The 17056-nt window shown below is 58.0% G+C and carries 17 protein-coding genes and 1 pseudogene; 8 read left to right on the forward strand and 10 right to left on the reverse strand.

Annotated elements, in window-relative coordinates; genetic code table 11:
* Positions 1–7: 7 nt before the first annotated feature.
* Complete coding sequence (locus PFY00_RS03750) at positions 8–1033, reverse strand: LacI family DNA-binding transcriptional regulator (RefSeq protein ID WP_271431163.1); 1026 nt, start codon at positions 1031–1033, stop codon at positions 8–10.
* 101 nt (positions 1034–1134) lie between these two features.
* Between PFY00_RS03750 and PFY00_RS03755 the strand changes: the two genes are divergently transcribed.
* The 5 genes and pseudogenes from PFY00_RS03755 to PFY00_RS03775 all read left to right on the forward strand — a co-directional run bounded on the left by PFY00_RS03755 (position 1135) and on the right by PFY00_RS03775 (position 7092).
* Positions 1135–2664: a tripartite tricarboxylate transporter permease gene (locus PFY00_RS03755; protein ID WP_271431164.1), complete on the forward strand. Its 1530-nt coding sequence runs from the start codon at positions 1135–1137 to the stop codon at positions 2662–2664.
* Positions 2661–3125: a tripartite tricarboxylate transporter TctB family protein gene (locus PFY00_RS03760; RefSeq protein WP_271431165.1), complete on the forward strand. Its 465-nt coding sequence runs from the start codon at positions 2661–2663 to the stop codon at positions 3123–3125. Before PFY00_RS03755 ends, PFY00_RS03760 begins: the two co-directional genes overlap by 4 nt.
* A gap of 41 nt (positions 3126–3166) precedes the next feature.
* Positions 3167–4135 (forward strand): tripartite tricarboxylate transporter substrate binding protein, encoded by a 969-nt coding sequence (locus PFY00_RS03765; protein ID WP_271431166.1) that lies wholly within the window; start codon positions 3167–3169, stop codon positions 4133–4135.
* Positions 4136–4162: 27 nt separating this feature from the next.
* Positions 4163–5602 (forward strand): annotated as a pseudogene (gene sauS / locus PFY00_RS03770) (acylating sulfoacetaldehyde dehydrogenase); the annotation flags it as partial.
* Entirely contained in the window at positions 5599–7092 is a 1494-nt protein-coding gene (locus PFY00_RS03775) for an AMP-binding protein (RefSeq protein WP_271431167.1), read from the forward strand. The pseudogene sauS and the gene PFY00_RS03775, both read left to right, overlap by 4 nt.
* Positions 7093–7105: 13 nt before the next feature.
* Here the strand turns inward: PFY00_RS03775 and PFY00_RS03780 are convergent, their stop codons facing one another.
* The 9 genes from PFY00_RS03780 to PFY00_RS03820 all read right to left on the reverse strand — a co-directional run bounded on the left by PFY00_RS03780 (position 7106) and on the right by PFY00_RS03820 (position 13199).
* Positions 7106–7792, reverse strand: coding sequence for a fumarylacetoacetate hydrolase family protein (locus PFY00_RS03780; protein ID WP_271431168.1), 687 nt, complete (start codon positions 7790–7792; stop codon positions 7106–7108).
* Positions 7793–7880: 88 nt separating this feature from the next.
* Complete coding sequence (gene ureG, locus PFY00_RS03785; protein ID WP_271431169.1) at positions 7881–8522, reverse strand: urease accessory protein UreG; 642 nt, start codon at positions 8520–8522, stop codon at positions 7881–7883.
* Entirely contained in the window at positions 8519–9190 is a 672-nt protein-coding gene (locus PFY00_RS03790) for an urease accessory protein UreF (RefSeq protein WP_271431170.1), read from the reverse strand. Before PFY00_RS03790 ends, ureG begins: the two co-directional genes overlap by 4 nt.
* A complete protein-coding gene (locus tag PFY00_RS03795) occupies positions 9156–9596 on the reverse strand; it encodes an urease accessory protein UreE (protein WP_271431171.1) in 441 nt (146 codons plus the stop codon). The genes PFY00_RS03790 and PFY00_RS03795 overlap by 35 nt, the downstream gene beginning before the upstream one ends.
* Before the next feature lie 67 nt (positions 9597–9663).
* Positions 9664–11424, reverse strand: coding sequence for an urease subunit alpha (ureC, locus tag PFY00_RS03800; protein ID WP_271431172.1), 1761 nt, complete (start codon positions 11422–11424; stop codon positions 9664–9666).
* A 90-nt stretch (positions 11425–11514) separates the two neighbouring features.
* On the reverse strand, positions 11515–11820 hold the full coding sequence (locus tag PFY00_RS03805; protein WP_271431173.1) for an urease subunit beta: 306 nt from the start codon (positions 11818–11820) through the stop codon (positions 11515–11517).
* A complete protein-coding gene (locus PFY00_RS03810; RefSeq protein ID WP_271431174.1) occupies positions 11817–11981 on the reverse strand; it encodes a hypothetical protein in 165 nt (54 codons plus the stop codon). The genes PFY00_RS03805 and PFY00_RS03810 overlap by 4 nt, the downstream gene beginning before the upstream one ends.
* 35 nt (positions 11982–12016) lie before the next feature.
* A complete protein-coding gene (locus PFY00_RS03815; RefSeq protein WP_271431175.1) occupies positions 12017–12319 on the reverse strand; it encodes an urease subunit gamma in 303 nt (100 codons plus the stop codon).
* Between the two features lies 1 nt (position 12320).
* Positions 12321–13199, reverse strand: a complete 879-nt coding sequence (locus PFY00_RS03820) for an urease accessory protein UreD (protein WP_271431176.1) — start codon at positions 13197–13199, stop codon at positions 12321–12323.
* A 243-nt stretch (positions 13200–13442) separates the two neighbouring features.
* Here PFY00_RS03820 and PFY00_RS03825 point away from each other — a divergent pair, with 243 nt between their 5' ends.
* The 3 genes from PFY00_RS03825 to nusA all read left to right on the forward strand — a co-directional run bounded on the left by PFY00_RS03825 (position 13443) and on the right by nusA (position 17053).
* Complete coding sequence (locus PFY00_RS03825) at positions 13443–14681, forward strand: lytic murein transglycosylase (protein ID WP_271431177.1); 1239 nt, start codon at positions 13443–13445, stop codon at positions 14679–14681.
* Between the two features lie 177 nt (positions 14682–14858).
* Positions 14859–15425 (forward strand): ribosome maturation factor RimP, encoded by a 567-nt coding sequence (gene rimP, locus PFY00_RS03830; protein ID WP_271431178.1) that lies wholly within the window; start codon positions 14859–14861, stop codon positions 15423–15425.
* 5 nt (positions 15426–15430) lie between these two features.
* On the forward strand, positions 15431–17053 hold the full coding sequence (nusA, locus tag PFY00_RS03835; protein ID WP_271431179.1) for a transcription termination factor NusA: 1623 nt from the start codon (positions 15431–15433) through the stop codon (positions 17051–17053).
* Positions 17054–17056: the final 3 nt, after the last annotated feature.

A 17056-nucleotide genomic window follows, 5' to 3' on the forward strand; every position in this document is an offset into this window, starting at 1 on the left:
CCCGGCATTATCTGGCCGGGGCACTGGATGCCCGAACGATCAGTTCGGGCGGCACCATCGTTCCGTTGCCCGTCGTTACATTGGATGTAATCATGCCGGAAATTGCTTCTGCAGCGGTTTCCCCAATGGTTTTGGCAGGAATACGCACTGTGGTCAGGCCTGGCTCGAAATCCTTGGACCCTTTGAAATCTCCGATACCCGTGACGGACACATCGTCCGGAACACTCAGCCTCGCTTTGGCCAGCCCGTAAAGAACGCCCCATGCCAGAACATCGTTGCCGCAAATTATGGCGTCAGGCCGATCTTCACTGTTGATCAGCCGTTCCGTTTCCGCCTTTGCCGAAGACACACTGTAGGGTGTTTCCACCCGCCACTTTTGTGGAATTTCGCAGCCGCGTTCGGTCAGGGCTTTCAGGACCCCATCAAAACGCATGGACGCGCGCTCATTGCCGTCCAGTGGCGGAAAGACTGCGGCAATCCTGCGATGGCCCAGATCAGCCACATGAGCGCCAATCAGATAGCCCGCGGTTTCATTGTCTGACCCGACAGAAGGGAGCCGTGCCGTATCTGAATGGTTCCAGAGCAGGATTGCGGGCATGGCCTGCTGTTCAAGCAATTCGTAGGTGTCATGCGCGTGTTCGAGGCCGATTAGCGCGACGCCATCAACCCGATGTTCAAGCATTTTGCGCGTCAGTTCGTATTCTCGTGACAGGTTGTAACCGTGGGATGCCAGAAGGATCGTAAAGCCGCGCTTTTCGACCGCTTCGGAAAAACTCTGAATCAGTTCGGCAAAGATCGTTTGATCAACCGTTGGTACGATCAGCCCGATGGTTCCGCTGCGAATTCCATGAATCGTCTGGGCCGCTCGGTTGCGGATATAGCCCAGTTTTCGAATCGCAGAGTCGATCTTTTTTCGTGTGGTCGCCTTGACCAAATCAGGGTGGTTGAAGCTGCGTGACACCGTCGAAGGTGAGACACGCGCAAGCTTTGCAACGGCGATAATATCGGCTTTTTTAGATTTTAAACCAGACATTTACACTCCTTTTTCCCGAGAAAAATGAAAACATTTGCAAAACTATTTTCATTTCTTACTGTTATTGATCAATCGCGACAAGCCAGCAGGGGAGAGAGGGCTTGGAGTTCCTACTTTATTTCGGCGACGTCTTTACGCCGTTCAACTTCATGCTGCTTCTGATCGGAACGATCGGGGGTCTGATATTGGGGGCCACGCCGGGTCTGTCGCCGACGATGGCGGTGGCTTTGCTGATCCCGTTCACCTTCAAGCTGGAACCTGCTCAGGGCCTGATCCTGTTGGGCGCGGCCTACACGTCTACGGTTGCAGGTGGCGCGGTCAGCGCGATCCTCCTCAAAATCCCGGGTGCACCGGCTAATATCGCCACGACGCTGGATGGCCATACGATGGCACAGAAAGGCGAAGGCGCGCGTGCGCTTCAGCTTTCGTTCCTTGCCTCTGCAGTTGGCGGGGTTTTCGGTGTCCTTCTGTTGATTTTCCTGACGCCTGTGCTGGCACAATGGGCGCTGGCCTTCGGACCCTCGCACCTGTTCTGGCTTGCTATTCTGGGGGTCACTGTCATCGGGTCGCTGGATGGCAGCTCGGTAGTCAAGGGTCTGCTGTCCGGATGCATCGGTCTATGGCTGGCCACAATCGGTTTTGATGACATCATGGGTGCGCAGCGGTTCATTTTCCATCCCAGCGTCTCTGGTGGCATTAACGTCATCCCGGCACTGATTGGTTTGTTCGCCATCCCGCAGGTCATCACCATGTTTGCCAAGGGTCGTGCACGACTGGACGCCGAGGTTCTGTCGGTAGAACGCCACCCGATCTCCAAGGCATTCGGCGAGGTCTTTTCCCGCACACGCGCCCTGTCAATCGGCACGATTACAGGATCGGTCATTGGTCTGATCCCCGGAGTGGGCGGGCAGATCGCCGGTCTGGTGGCTTACGATCAATCCAAGAAAATGAGCCCAGAGCGCGCGAAATTCGGAACAGGTCACCCCGAGGGCGTCATCGCCGCGGAAAGCGCGAACAATGCGATGGTTGGGCCCTCCTTGGTGCCACTGCTGACCCTGTCCATTCCCGGATCGCCCACTGCGGCCGTATTGCTGGGTGGATTGCTGATCCACGGCATTTTCCCGGGCAGTGATCTGTTCGACAATCACCCGCAAGTGGCATGGACCTTCATCAACTCGATGTTGGTGGGCCAGATCCTGATGTGCATCTTTGGCCTCTATGTGGCCGGTCTGGCCGCGCGCGTGGCGCAGGTGCCAAATGCAGTCATGGCTGCGGTCGTTCTGTCGTTGGCTGTATTCGGCAGCTATTCGGTGCAGAACTCGATGGGCGACGTGTACATCATGGCCGCGCTGGGCACTGGAATGTATTTCCTTGAGCGTTTCGGTTTTTCTGCAGCGCCCTTGGTGCTTGGTCTGATCCTTGGTCCGATTGCCGAAGCCAACTTTATTCAGGGTTCGATGATCGCGAATGCGACGTCTAGCGTCGGGCAGTACTTCTTTACCGGCCTGTTGAACCTGACCCTGATCGCCATCGTCGTAGCATCGATTGTTTATTCGGTCTGGATGGAACTGCGTCACCGCCGCTACGTCACCAAGGAAGACGCAGTTGCCAAAGAGGAGGCGCTGTCATGACTGATCTTCCACGCAGCCAGCATATCATTGCCAGTGGGCTTGTTGCCGTTGTTGGTATTTGGGTGGCTTATGTCAGCTACACGCAGGAACCGGCTGCGGCCTTCCTGTTCCCGCGCATCATTTCGACTGTCTTTGTGGTTCTGGCGCTATGGACCTTTGGCAAGGCCCTGATGGGCAAATCAAAGGTCGGTGCAGGCCTCAGCCGGGGCGCCATGATCAATATACTGCCCGGTCTCGTTGTTGCCCTGATTTACATCTTTTGGGCAGCCAAGGCGCTGGGCTTCTATACGGCGACCACCGCCACGTTTTTCATTCTTTTGTCGCTCTATGATCCGGCACCGCACTCTGAAATGCGCAGCTGGATCAAACGCGCACTCATCACGGCCGGCTTTCTGGCGGTCATGTACGGTCTCTTCGCTCAACTTCTGAACGTGTTCACACCGCGAGAGATTTTCTTCTGAACCGCAACAGCGGCAGATCAATTCCCAAGGGAGGACTAACCATGAAAAAACTAATCGCAGCCGCAGCGGTCGCACTGACCGCAATGACGGGTACGGCATTTGCTGATGGGCATGATGCCTATCCGGAACGTCCGGTCATGATGATGGTCAGCTATGGCGCCGGTGGTGCAACTGACTTCCAGGCCCGGATTGTCACAATGACAGCCGGCAACGAAGATGCATTGGGTATGCCAATCGCAATCATCAACAAGCCGGGTGCCGGTGGCCGTGTCGGTTGGAACTGGTTTGCATCGCAAGCGGATGCCGATGGCTACACATTGGGTGCCTACAACGTGCCGCACTTTATCGCGCAGTCGATCGAAGGTGGTGTATCCTACTCGACCGAGAGCTTTGAGCCCATTGCGAACTGGGGTGCTGACCCGGCGGTGTTCGTTGTTGGTGCTGACAGCGAGTTCAACTCGATGGAAGACGTCGTGAACTATGCCAAGGCAAATCCCGGCAAGCTGACTTTCTCGGGCGCAGGTCTGTTCGTAGGCCATCACATTGCAGCGCTGCAGCTCGAAAAAGCTGCCGGTGTGAAGCTGGCGTATATCCCCAACAACAAGGGTGGCGCCGGAGCCATGAAGGCCGTGATCGCCGGTGAAGTTCTGGGCGGCGTCAACAACCTCAGCGATGCGTTCCGCGCCCGCGAAGCTGGCAACGTCAAAATTCTGGGTGTCTTTGATCTGGAGCGGAACGATTTCATGCCAGATGTTCCGACCCTCAAAGAGCAGGGTTTCGAAATCGACAACGCATCCGTGAACTTCCGTGGTGTCATGGTGCCCAAAGGCACGCCGCAGCCGATCATCGACAAACTGGCCGCGACCGTGCCTGAAATGTTCAAGAACGGCCGCGTTGCAGGCAAGATGAAAGCAGGTGGTTCGCCCATGCACATCATGACCCGTGATGAAGTCATCGCGATGTGGAAGGCCCGTGAAGAGACCCTGAAGGAACTGCTTGCCGGTCTCTGATCGCACCAAAAACTAGGCAGGGCGCGCGTCACGTGCCCTGCGCATCAATCGAAAGGCAGAAAGATGAACGCCGTGGATCCCGTCACTGAACTGGATACTATTATTGTGCGCGCGCGCACCGCTCAGGCGCAATACGAAGCGAATGGCAGCCAAGCCCGTTATGATCGTGCCGCTGCCGCTGCTGCATGGGCCATCATGGAGCCGGGACGGAATCGTGAATTGGCGGAGCTTGCGGTCGCAACCACAGGTCTGGGCAACGTTGCCGACAAGATCACCAAGAACCACCGCAAGACGCTTGGCCTCATGCGGGATATTCAGGGCGTGACCACATTTGGTGTGATCCGCGACGATGCGGAAAACGGCATCACAGAAATTGCGCGCCCAATGGGCGTGGTTGGAGCCATCGTGCCTTCGACCAATCCGGCTGCGACGCCAGCCAACAACATCATCAACGCACTGAAGTGCGGCAACGCAATCGTGGTGGCTCCGTCGCCAAAGGGCGTTGCATCTTGTGAACGGCTGCTCGCGTTCATTCACGCCGAGTTTTCCAAGATCGGCGAAGATCCCGATTTGGTGCAGATGGTGCCCGCGCCGGGATCCAAGGAAAAGACACAGCGTCTGATGGAGGCCTGCGACAAGATCATTTGCACCGGCAGTCAGAACAATGTGCACCGCGCGCAAACCGCTGGAACGCCGGCGGTCGCCGTGGGGGCTGGGAACGTCACGGTCATCGTCGATGAAACTGCAGATCTGGATGCCGCAGCCGAAAAAATTCGCGCGTCCAAGACATTTGACAATGCCACATCGTGTTCGTCTGAAAATTCTGCCGTTGTCGTCGACGCCGTCTATGATGACTTCGTTGCTGCAATGGCCCGGGCAGGCGGGGCGGTGGTCGACAATGAACAAGGTGTGGTTGCCGCACTTTGGCCTGATGGTCACTTGAACCGGGCGGCGATTGCACAAGATGCGGACAAGATGATTTCCGCGCTGGGCCTTGAAGAGCACGTGCCGGACGGCACTGAGTATATTGCGGTTCCGACTGAAGGCATTGGACCGGAACATCCGCTTTCGGGTGAAAAGCTGAGCAGGGTCTTGGCGCTCTATCGCGCATCAGATTTTGAAGCGGCTGTTGTAACCACTCTTCGAATTCAACGGCATCAGGGCGCAGGCCATTCTGTTGGTCTGCACAGCCAAAACGCGGATCGCCCGATGCAACTGGCCCGGGCGATCCCGACCAGCCGTGTGATCGTCAATCAGGCGCATACCTTTGCGACAGGTGGGTCCTTTACCAATGGAATGCCATTTTCCTTGTCGATGGGCTGTGGCAGCTGGGGCGGCAATTCGATCGATGACAATCTGCATTGGAAGCACTTCCTTCAGTCGACCAAGATTGTTCGGGAAATCCCGGCTCGTGAGCCTACGCTCGACCAGATTTTCAGTGAGTATTGGGGTGAAGCAGGGCAATGAAACTGACGTCGGATACGCCGCCGGAAGGAACTGTACGGGATTGGCTTGCCGCGCGCGCACAGGCGGGCGGTACGGCAATCGTTTTTCCTGAAACCGGCGAAAACCTAAGCTGGACCACCTTGCAAGATGAGGCTTTGTCTTTTGCGCGCCACGTCACAGGCCAAGGTGCCAAGCCGGGGGATAGTCTGGCTATTGTGTCGCCAAACGGGCGAGAGGCGGTCATTGCATTTTATGGCGCTGTTGCGGGGGGCTTCCGCGCGACGATGATCAACCTTGCCGCCGGGCGGGATGCGATTGCCTATGCGCTGGATCATTCGCAGGCTCGGTTTGCCTATGTGCATCCGGATTGTGCAACCCTTTTTGCCGAAGCCAATGACAGCGGCGTTGTCCCTCTGCCTCTTGATGGGCCTTCGGATGCAGCGCTTCATACCGTGCAACCGGATGACCATGCATTGCTGATGTATACCTCGGGCACAACGGGCCGTCCCAAAGGTGTTGTTCACAGTCATGCCAGTTTGTTGGCGGGCGGATGGACGACAGCTGTTGCGCATGGGCTTGGGCCGACCGACCGTGGCTTTTGCATTCTGCCGATCTATCACATCAACGGTCTGTGCGTGACGGTCATGGGGGCCCTGGTGTCTGGTGGATCGTTGGCCATGACCAGCCGGTTTTCCGCATCGCGGTTCTGGCAGCAGGCGGATGAAACCGAGGTCACGTGGTTTTCGGCGGTCCCGACGATCATTTCACACTTGTTGCATGGCGCGGCCGAGCCGGCGGAGGCTTGCAAGGCCCGGCTGCGGTTTGGTCGCTCGGCGTCTTCGGCACTGGCTGTCGAAACCCAAAGCGCATTCGAGAGCCGCTTTGACGTGCCGATCATTGAAACGATGGGGTTGACGGAAACGGCCGCACAAATCCTGTCGAACCCACTGCCGCCCGGCGTTCGGAAAATAGGCTCGCCCGGCATCGCCTATGGCTGCGAAGTGCAAATTCAGGATGGCCAGGGCAATCGCGCTCCGGATGGCGCAGAGGGAGAAATCGTCGTGCGCGGTCCTAATGTGATGCTGGAGTACCTGCGCAACCCCGAAGCAACCCAAAGCAGTTTTCGGGATGGGTGGTTGCGGACAGGTGATCTGGCACGGATGGATGAGGGCGGCTATGTTTTTGTTACTGGCCGTCTCAAGGAGCTTATCATCAAGGGGGGTGAGAATATCGCTCCTCGTGAGGTGGATGAAGCGTTGTATTCGCATCCAGATGTCGTCGAGGCAGCAGCCTTTGCCCGTAAGTGCAATCGCTACGGAGAAACGGTCGAAGCAGCGGTTCGTTTGAAGAGCAGCTCTTCCATCAGCCGCGATGACCTGATTGCGCTCTGCAACGAAAAGCTTGGTGCGTTCAAGTCGCCGGACACCATTCACTTCATGGATGAATTGCCCAAGGGGCCGTCTGGAAAAATCCAGCGTCTCAAACTGGCGGATACATTGGAACGAAGCTGATTGTGCGGGTCGCTCAGGCGACCTTTACGTTCAGCACGCCTAACCCTTCGATAGACATGTCGATGACATCCCCGACTTGCACCGGCCCGACTCCGGCGGGTGTACCCGACAGGATGACATCCCCGGCAGCAAGTTCGAAATACTGGCTGAGATAGGCAATCATTTCGGGAACCTTCCAGATCATCTGGTTCAGATCGCCGTCTTGACGCAGATCGCCATTCACCTTCAAAGAAATGCGCCCTTGGGTCGGGTGGCCGACCTGCTGAGCCGGAAAAACCGGCCCGCATGGGGCGGACTGTTCGAATGCTTTTCCGATTTCCCACGGACGCCCGGCCTTTTTCATCTCGCCTTGCAAGTCCCTGCGCGTCATATCCAGCGCCAGCCCATAACCGTACACATGGGACAGGGCCTCCGCGATGGGAATATCCCGCCCACCGCTTTGCAGGGCGACGAGCATTTCGGCTTCGTGATGCACATCGTGACTATGTGCCGGGTACGGAAACTCACCCGACGGGTCCAGATTGTTCGGGTTCTTCTGAAAGAAGAATGGCGCTTCGCGATCCGGGTCATGGCCCATTTCAATGGCATGGGCGGCATAGTTGCGGCCAATGCAATAAACGCGCCGGACGGGGAATGTGGCATCAGACCCAACGACTGGCAGCGCGCTTTGCTCGGGCGTTTCAATCACATGTTTGGTCATCCACTGTCCCCCTCAAATTCGTCTTGGTGGACCGTAGATGATGTTGGCAGCGACCTGCAACCAACAGAGGCGCGCTGACACGCAAATCCTATTCCGCCGGAACCTGTTCAGACACTGGGCGCAGAGCGCCCATTTCCTCAATGTGCCGACAAATCGCCTCGACGCCTTTACGTGCCTTGAGGTTGCTGAAAACGAAAGGTCGTTCGCCACGCATCCGCCCGGCATCCCTTTCCATCACACTCAAGTCTGCGCCCACGTGCGGTGCCAGATCGGTCTTGTTGATGATCAACAGATCCGATCGTGTAATGGCGGGCCCACCTTTGCGCGGGATTTCTTCGCCCGCAGCGACATCAATGACATAGAGCGTAAGGTCGGCCAGCTCGGGGCTGAACGTTGCAGACAGGTTGTCGCCACCCGATTCAATGAAGACAACTTCGACTTCAGGATGGCGTGTAACCATTTCGGCCACGGCGGCAAGATTGATCGAGGCGTCCTCGCGAATTGCCGTGTGTGGGCACCCACCGGTCTCAACGCCGATCACCCGATCCGAGGGAAGCACCTGCATTCGCATCAGGGCGTCCGCATCCTCACGCGTGTAGATGTCATTGGTGATCACGCCAACCGAATGCGTGTCGCGAAAGGCTTCGGCCAAAGCCGCGGTGAGGGTCGTCTTGCCAGCCCCGACAGGGCCACCGATACCAACCCGCAATGGGCCATTCAGCTTGGTCATGTCTGGAAGATCCTTGAATACTGGGTTTCGTGTTTCATCGACGCGATGTCAGCCAGAAAGGCAGTGCCCGAAAGCTGATCGAGATCACCGTGGATCGTGTCTGCTGCGATCTGATTGCACAGCGGGGTCAGCTGGCGAACAATAGTTTGCGCTTCTGTTTGACCGATTGGGCAAAGGCGTTGGGCGGCGGCCACAAGGTTTGCGACAAAGCTCTGCAAATACATTGCGGCCGCCAGTTTTTGCGGCAGCCCGCACAATCGAGCCGCGCGGCCAACAGCGACTGGATAACTTAGGTCCGGCAGTTCCGTCCCCCAGACGTCCTGAGTGATTTTGCAGAACGCATTGCCCTGCTTATGCGTTTCGGCAAGCCGTTCGGACGACGGCGCAAAAGCGCGGGCGGTCTGGTCGATCAAAGTGACAGCGTCCTCGCTCTGCGCATGATAGGCCGCAGCCAGGAACAACGCGTCGGAACGCCCGGCGCCATCGTCTAGAACGTCCTTCAGCCAGTCAGTCAGATCTGCACCGTTGTTGACGGTTCCGGCCTGCGCGGCCCATTCAAGTCCATGGGAAAAGCTGAAAGACCCGATCGGATAGGACGGCGAAAACCAATGGGCCAGTGTCAGAACCGCGTCATCAGTGGGCATGGCTGTGGGTGCGGCCGTGGCCATAGGCTCCTCCTTCCGGGGTGAAAGGTTCGTCCACCTCGCGCAGTGTAGCGCCAAGCTGTACCAACATGTCACGGATCACATGATCGCGCTGAATCAACAAACGGGTGTCCTCGATCTGGCAAGGCATGTGACGATTGCCGATATGCCAAGCCAATCGCAGCAAATGCGTTCCGGTCACTTCAAGCAAAGGCTCCGGCGCCGCTTCGATGCGGATTTCCGCGCCATCGAGGGTGACCAAGACACCCCCATGATCCAGCGATGTCGTCTTTGGCAGATCGACCAACAGTTTGGTTCCCGATTGGGTCGTCAGCACTTTACGACGCAAAAACCGATCCTCGTAGGTCAGGGTGACGCTATCGGATGCAAGGGCGTGGCTATGGTCGTGATAGGTTTGAGATGTTTGCATGGATAACCTGGAATTTTTGAGGCAGGCGAAATCTGCCTTTTGGTCGGTATTTTGCGCTCAGTACGTTTCAGAACAGGAAATAGCGTTGTGCCATCGGCAATTCCGAAGCGGGCTCGCAGGTCAGCAATTCGCCATCAGCGCGAACCTCGTAGGTTTCCGGGTTTACTTCGACCGACGGCAAGGCGTCGTTCAGTTTCAGGTCGCGTTTGCCGATGCCGCGTGTGTGTTTGACCGGTAGCGTTGTCTTCGCCAGTCCAAGCGCATCCCCCACACCATTGGCCTGCGCGGCCTCAGAGACAAAGGTTACGGCGCTTCGTTCAACAGAGCGACCATAGGCCCCCCACATCGGTCTGGAGTAGACCGGTTGCGGCGTTGGGATCGACGCGTTCGGATCCCCCATCTGTGCACAGGCGATCGTTCCACCCAGCAATACCATCTCCGGCTTCACTCCGAAAAAGGCGGGGTTCCAGAGGCACAGATCAGCGCGCTTGCCTTCTTCGATGCTCCCGATATGGGTGGAAATGCCATGCGCGATGGCTGGGTTGATGGTGTACTTCGCGATATAGCGGCGCACACGCAGGTTGTCGTTGTCACCGGTCTCATCTGCCAAACGCCCCCGCTGTTTCTTCATTTTGTCCGCCGTTTGCCATGTGCGGATGATGACCTCGCCAACCCGGCCCATGGCCTGACTGTCAGAGGCAATGATGGAAAACGCGCCCATGTCGTGCAGAATATCTTCGGCGGCGATGGTTTCGCGCCGGATGCGGCTTTCGGCAAAAGCGACATCTTCCGGGATCGACTTGTCGAGATGGTGGCACACCATGAGCATGTCCAGATGCTCTTCGAGTGTGTTTACCGTAAACGGGCGCGTCGGGTTGGTTGATGAGGGCAGTACGTTGGCGTCGCCACAAATCTTGATGATATCCGGCGCGTGTCCGCCGCCTGCGCCCTCGGTGTGAAAGGCGTGAATTGTCCGGCCCTTCATGGCCGCGACGGTGTTCTCCACGAAACCAGACTCGTTCAACGTATCTGTATGGATCATGACCTGCACATCCATGGCATCTGCCACGGTCAGGCAGCAGTCGATTGCCCCGGGGGTCGTTCCCCAGTCCTCATGCAGCTTGAGCGCGCAGGCACCGGCGTTGACCTGCTCCTCCAGGGCTGCAGGCAATGACGCGTTTCCCTTGCCAGCAAAGGCGAGGTTCATGGCAAATCCGTCAGCGGCCTGCAGCATGCGCCCGATGTGCCATGGACCCGGCGTACAGGTCGTGGCCAGCGTTCCATGCGCGGGGCCGGTGCCGCCGCCCAGCATGGTGGTCAAGCCGGAATGCAGAGCGTCCTCGATCTGTTGAGGGCAGATAAAGTGAATATGGGAGTCGAATCCGCCAGCCGTCAAAATGCGTCCTTCACCGGCAATCGCTTCGGTTCCCGGTCCGACGATGATGTCGACGCCGGGCTGAGTGTCAGGGTTTCCGGCTTTTCCGATCTTGTGAATTTGGCCGTCCTTCAGACCGACATCGGCCTTGTAGATGCCGGTCCAATCCACGATCAGTGCATTGGTGATCACCGTGTCTACGGCGCCTTCGGCCCGCGTAGTCTGAGCCTGCCCCATCCCGTCGCGGATGACTTTGCCACCGCCGAATTTGACCTCTTCGCCGTAGGCCATGGCGTTGGCTCCGGCACCACTGGTCTCGGCGGCGCCGGCCGCCTCGGCAGTCAAGTCGCGTTCGACTTCGATAATCAGATCCGTGTCGGCGAGGCGCAGGCGATCGCCAACAGTCGGGCCGAACATTGCTGCATAATCAGAGCGGGAAATCCTAGCAGGCATTTCGTTGCCTCCTCAAAGCAAGGCAGCCCGCAAATTGGGCACCAAGGAAAACAGGAAAGGGTTCAGGCGTCATGGCGCCGGGTTCAATGATCAAAGCGGGCCCATCACATCTTGGTTGAAGCCGTAGATCGTGCGCGCGCCCGAGATCGGGATCAGCGACACTTCGCGGCGCTGGCCGGGTTCAAAACGCACGGCTGTTCCAGCGGCGATATCCAGCCGCATGCCGCGCGCGGCTGCCCGGTCAAACTCCAGAGCACTATTGGCTTCGGCAAAGTGATAGTGGCTGCCAACCTGAACCGGTCTGTCGCCGGTGTTGGCGACCATCAGGGTGGTTACAGGCCGCCCCGGGTTCAACTCGAGACTGCCCTCGGCCGGGATCAACTCCCCGGGAATCATTTGCGGGCCCTTAGCGCGACAACACCAGCACCCAGCATGGCCAGAATGCCAAGACCGACCACCCATCCTTCAACCGAATGGGGGTGCATGTGTGCGCCGGGATGCGCAACGGCAGGAGAGGCTGCAAAACTGGCCAGCAGGGCAAGAGCTTTGATCTTCATGATCTGTCCTTCTTCTTTTTCCAAAATACGCATTCTCAACGGATCGGATGGTGCACGGTCACCAGTTTGGTTCCGTCCGGAAAGGTGGCTTCAACCTGTACCTCGTGGATCATCTCGGGCACGCCATCCATGCATTGCTCGCGGGTTATGACCTGGGCGCCAGCCTCCATCATATCCGCGACCGATCGCCCATCACGGGCACCTTCGACCACTGCATCGGTGATCAGGGCAATGGCTTCGGGGTGGTTCAGCTTGACGCCGCGCGCCAGCCGTTTGCGGGCGACCTCGGCGGCCATCGCGACCAGCAGTTTGTCTTTTTCTCGGGGGGTCAGGTTCATTTCAGAGCATCCATGGTCTGGGCAGAGTGGCGCCGCTAAGGCGGTTCAGGATCGGGATAAGCGATTGGCGCAGAATGTGGCTGTCCAAGGCCAGCAACCGGATTGTCAGCGTGTCCGGGCCAAGCAGGCTGACACCGCCGCTGTCTGGACACAGCTTTCTGAGCGCTTTGATATGCGCCTCGGCGTTTGGGGCGATAAAAAGCACTGTTGCCAGAGCGCCTGCACCGGCGGCGACACCTGCACGGGCCAGTTTGGCCTGCAGGTCTCCGTTCATCACCAGCCGGTCGATATAGAGTGGTGAGCCGTTTCGCGTGACCCTGATTTCGTCGGCAAGCGCCGCATCGGTCAGGGTTTCGTTCATTGCGGTCCGTCCGAAAACCAAGGGCTCGCAAATCAAGAGCTTTGCCTCGCTCTGAAGGTCAACGCAAAGGCGACGCTTCAAGGCACTGCCTTGAAAGAGGATCGTTTCCTGAGGCAGCCAGTTGATCTGGGCTCCGGTTTCGACCGTCAGGACATTGTCGATTGTTCCGGTCTGACCGGGCATAGCGCGATAGGCTCTTTCGGCGGCCTGCGTGGTAATGGTCAGCATTGTTCCAGTCGCGGCGGTTGCTTCGGTCTTGAAGCGATCACCGCCTGTGACGCCGCCTGCCGTATTGACCAGAACTGCGTCCAGCGCTTCACTTTGTCTGCGCGGGAAAAGAACCTTGAGCGATCCCGCCTGTCTCATCCGGTCCAGCGCGCTGCCGCGCGGGCCGGGCTTGGCCGAAATGCTGACAGCCCCGCGCGCGCGGGGCGGCATGGCAGCCGATTGCATGTCCGGGGGATGGGCGGGCGCGTTGATGGCTCTGGTCCTGAATTGTTCGCGAGGCGGATGCTGCATTTTTCAGCATGTTGGCCGACACGGTTGAACGATTCCCCGTAGCTCTGCGTCCGAAGTATCAACAATGATTAAAATTTAGGCGCTATGATGTATGGCGCGACTAATTTTAAGGCGATTTGTGTTGCAGTGGTCTGCGTGTTCGCGCGGCGCGTCGCCGATCCAGAATCGAGCGCGAGGATCACATAGACGGCGCGCACCAATCCGCTAGGCTGTTTTCAAACAATGGCTTTTCCGGATTACCCAATGCTTCTGCGATTGATTGTCTTTTGCCTTGCCCTGACTTTGGTGCCCCAAACTGGATCCGCGCAAAACAAAGGTGCGATCGAAAAACAGTTTCAAAGTTGGTTGGAGCAAGTCATTTGGCCAAGGGCCAAGCGCGAGGGTGTATCGAGGCGCACTTTTGATGCGGCCTTTGCCGGGGTTTCGCTGAATTGGAAGCTTCCGGATCTCGTGCCGCCGGGAACGCGGGCGCAAACCCCCAAACGCCAGCGGCAGGCCGAGTTTGGATCGCCGGGCAAATACTTTAACCGCGGGTCCATCGATGGTGCGACCCGTGTCGGTCGGCAGATGGCAAAGCGACATGCGCAGGCTCTCGCGGCGACCGAACGCAAGACGGGTGTTCCGGGTCGGGTCATTCTGGGGATCTGGGGGCGCGAGTCGGGGTATGGTCAGGTGCCAATCCGAAACAACGCCTTTGAAGTGCTGGGAACCAAGGGGTTCATGAGCACCCGCGCCGACTACTTTTCAGACGAGCTGATCGCAGCACTAAAGATTGCGCAGGCAGGGCACGCGCCGGGTAAAGCCATGAACAGCAGCTGGGCCGGTGCCTTGGGTCAGCCGCAGTTCATGCCCAGCAATTTTCTGAAATATGCGGCCGACGGAAATGGTGATCGCAAAGCTGATATCTGGCGGTCCGAAGCAGATACAATCGCATCTATCGGCAACTATTTGGCCAAGCACGGTTGGAAAAAGGGGCGTGACTGGGGGTTTGAAGTGATGGTGCCCGCTTCGGTTTCCTGTTCTCTGGAAGGGCCGGATCAGGGTCGCCGCATTCGGGATTGGGAAAAGCTGGGGGTCAAGCGCGTTTCGGGCAAGGCATTCCCCGAACACGAGCGCCGCGCCGAGGGATATCTGCTGATGCCTGCAGGGCGTGATGGCCCTGCCTTTATTGTAACGCCCAATTTCTATGTGCTCAAAGACTACAACAACTCAGACCTCTACGCCTTGTTTGTCGGGCATGTGGGGGATCGCATCCAATATGGAATGGGTGACTTCGCCGCTGGCTGGGGCAATGTGGGCGGGCTTTATCGATCGGATGTCGCGGTTATGCAGCGAGCGCTGGAGCGGATGGGTCATGATGTTGGCGGCGCCGATGGACTTGCCGGGTTCAAGACGCGCCGGTCAATCGGGCGCTGGCAGGAATCGCGCGGACAGATGGCGACCTGTTTTCCAAAGGCAGCGATGAAATCGGCTTTGCGATAGACCCGGCAAGGCCAGTCCGTGCTTTGTCCTTGCGCAATGCGCGCTGCTCGCCTATATCACGCTCAACAGCGGCGCGCTGGGGTCCAAACCCGGCGCCCACCGGAAAGTGTAACGGGCCGCGGGCCCGTTTTTTTGTGCCCGTGGCTCAGATGGCCGATGCCCGCGAAAGGCAAGTAGATGAGCGACCTTATCGCTAAAACCTCGATGGATCAGCGACTGGCTGAGATCACGACCCCTGTGATTGAGGACATGGGATTCGAACTGGTTCGGATTCGTCTGATGGGGGGCAACACACCAACGTTGCAGATCATGGCGGAACGTCCGACCGGCGGGATCGAAGTCGATGAATGCGCGCAGATTTCGACAGCTGTCAGCGCCTTGCTGGATGTCGAGGATCCGATCCTGGACGCCTATGTGCTCGAAGTCTCGAGCCCGGGCATAGACCGCCCACTGACCCGATTGAAGGACTTTGAGACGTTTGAAGGCTATGAGGCCAAGCTGGAAACCGCAGACCTGATCGATGGTCGCAAACGGTTTCGCGGCGTATTGGCCGGGGTCGAAGACGGTGAGGTCCTGATTAACCTTGAAGAAGGCACAATCGGCCTTCAATTCGACTGGCTGGCAGAAGCCAAGCTGGTCATGACTGATGAACTTGTTCGCGAAATGCTGAAGGCGCGCAAAGCCTCGGCTGTGGACGAGACGAAATTCGATGAGATCGAGGCCGAAGGGCCGCAGGAGGAGTAAGACAGATGGCAATTACCTCAGCCAACCAGCTGGAACTTTTGCAGACCGCCGAAGCGGTGGCACGCGAAAAGATGATCGACCCATCGCTCGTTGTGGAAGCAATGGAAGAATCGCTCGCCCGTGCGGCCAAATCCCGCTACGGCGCGGAAATGGACATCCGCGTGTCGATCGACCGCAAGACCGGTAAGGCAACCTTTACCCGTGTCCGCACCGTGGTCGAAGAGGAAGAGCTGGAGAACTACCAGGCCGAGTTCACTGTCGAACAGGCCCGCCAGTACATGGAAAATCCAGCGGTTGGTGACACCTTTGTAGAAGAAGTTCCGCCGGTTGAACTGGGCCGGATCGCGGCGCAGTCGGCCAAGCAGGTTATTCTTCAAAAGGTGCGCGAAGCTGAGCGTGACCGTCAGTTTGAGGAATTCCAAGACCGCGCTGGCACGATCATCAACGGCACTGTCAAACGCGAAGAATACGGAAACGTCATCGTCGACGTGGGCCGTGGTGAAGCGATCCTGCGCCGTAACGAAAAGATCGGCCGCGAAAGCTATCGTCCCGGCGACCGCATCCGTTGCTATATCAAAGATGTTCGCCGCGAAGCGCGTGGCCCGCAGATTTTCCTGTCGCGCACAGCGCCAGAGTTCATGGCTGAACTGTTCAAGATGGAAGTGCCGGAAATTTATGACGGCATCATCGAGATCAAAGCCGTTGCACGCGATCCCGGCTCACGCGCCAAAATTGGCGTTGTGTCCTATGATGGATCCATCGACCCCGTAGGTGCTTGCGTTGGTATGCGCGGCAGCCGTGTTCAGGCCGTCGTGAATGAATTGCAGGGCGAAAAGATCGATATCATTCCTTGGAATGAAGACATGCCGACCTTCCTTGTGAACGCATTGCAGCCTGCCGAAGTTTCCAAGGTGGTTCTGGACGAAGACGCCGAGCGCATCGAGGTGGTTGTTCCTGACGAACAGCTGTCTCTGGCCATTGGTCGCCGCGGTCAGAACGTGCGTTTGGCCTCGCAGCTGACTGGTCTTGATATCGACATCATGACCGAAGAAGAAGAATCGGCACGTCGTCAGAAAGAATTCGAAGAACGCACACGTCTGTTCATGGCGGCTCTGGATCTGGATGAATTCTTTGCGCAGTTGCTTGTCTCAGAAGGCTTCAGCAACCTCGAAGAGGTGGCTTACGTTGAGCTTGACGAACTTCTGGTCATCGATGGTGTTGACGAAGATACCGCCGGAGAATTGCAGGCCCGTGCCCGTGACGTGCTGGAAGAGCAGGCCCGCAAGGCTCTGGAACGCGCCCGCGAACTGGGTGCAGAGGACAGCCTGATCGGCTTCGAAGGCCTGACGCCCCAGATGGCCGAAGTGCTCGCCGAAGACGGTGTGAAGACTCTCGAAGATTTCGCGACTTGTGCCGACTGGGAACTGGCCGGTGGCTGGACGACCGTTGATGGCCAACGTGTGAAGGACGATGGTTTGCTCGAAAAGTTCGACGTTTCTCTCGAGGAAGCGCAGAATATGGTCATGACTGCGCGCATCCTGTTGGGTTGGGTCGATCCCGAAGAGCTGGCCGCTGCAGAAGCAGCCGAAGCTGAAGGTGACGACGTCGCCGAAGAAGGTCAGGAGTAAGCC

The sequence above is a fragment of the Thalassococcus lentus genome (assembly GCF_028023555.1).
Lineage (GTDB): Bacteria > Pseudomonadota > Alphaproteobacteria > Rhodobacterales > Rhodobacteraceae > Thalassococcus_A > Thalassococcus_A lentus.

What these genes read in the sequence shown, in the direction of transcription:
- PFY00_RS03780 (WP_271431168.1), bottom strand. Translation starts at nt 7,792, where the DNA reads ATGACCAAACATGTGATTGAAACGCCCGAGCAAAGCGCGCTGCCAGTC.
- PFY00_RS03795 (WP_271431171.1), bottom strand. Translation starts at nt 9,596, where the DNA reads ATGCAAACATCTCAAACCTATCACGACCATAGCCACGCCCTTGCATCC.
- PFY00_RS03815 (WP_271431175.1), bottom strand. Translation starts at nt 12,319, where the DNA reads ATGAACCTGACCCCCCGAGAAAAAGACAAACTGCTGGTCGCGATGGCC.
- PFY00_RS03825 (WP_271431177.1), top strand. Translation starts at nt 13,443, where the DNA reads ATGCTTCTGCGATTGATTGTCTTTTGCCTTGCCCTGACTTTGGTGCCC.
- PFY00_RS03760 (WP_271431165.1), top strand. Translation starts at nt 2,661, where the DNA reads ATGACTGATCTTCCACGCAGCCAGCATATCATTGCCAGTGGGCTTGTT.
- PFY00_RS03765 (WP_271431166.1), top strand. Translation starts at nt 3,167, where the DNA reads ATGAAAAAACTAATCGCAGCCGCAGCGGTCGCACTGACCGCAATGACG.
- ureC (WP_271431172.1), bottom strand. Translation starts at nt 11,424, where the DNA reads ATGCCTGCTAGGATTTCCCGCTCTGATTATGCAGCAATGTTCGGCCCG.
- PFY00_RS03750 (WP_271431163.1), bottom strand. Translation starts at nt 1,033, where the DNA reads ATGTCTGGTTTAAAATCTAAAAAAGCCGATATTATCGCCGTTGCAAAG.
- PFY00_RS03810 (WP_271431174.1), bottom strand. Translation starts at nt 11,981, where the DNA reads ATGAAGATCAAAGCTCTTGCCCTGCTGGCCAGTTTTGCAGCCTCTCCT.
- rimP (WP_271431178.1), top strand. Translation starts at nt 14,859, where the DNA reads ATGAGCGACCTTATCGCTAAAACCTCGATGGATCAGCGACTGGCTGAG.
- PFY00_RS03775 (WP_271431167.1), top strand. Translation starts at nt 5,599, where the DNA reads ATGAAACTGACGTCGGATACGCCGCCGGAAGGAACTGTACGGGATTGG.
- ureG (WP_271431169.1), bottom strand. Translation starts at nt 8,522, where the DNA reads ATGACCAAGCTGAATGGCCCATTGCGGGTTGGTATCGGTGGCCCTGTC.
- PFY00_RS03820 (WP_271431176.1), bottom strand. Translation starts at nt 13,199, where the DNA reads ATGCAGCATCCGCCTCGCGAACAATTCAGGACCAGAGCCATCAACGCG.
- nusA (WP_271431179.1), top strand. Translation starts at nt 15,431, where the DNA reads ATGGCAATTACCTCAGCCAACCAGCTGGAACTTTTGCAGACCGCCGAA.
- PFY00_RS03805 (WP_271431173.1), bottom strand. Translation starts at nt 11,820, where the DNA reads ATGATTCCCGGGGAGTTGATCCCGGCCGAGGGCAGTCTCGAGTTGAAC.
- PFY00_RS03790 (WP_271431170.1), bottom strand. Translation starts at nt 9,190, where the DNA reads ATGGCCACGGCCGCACCCACAGCCATGCCCACTGATGACGCGGTTCTG.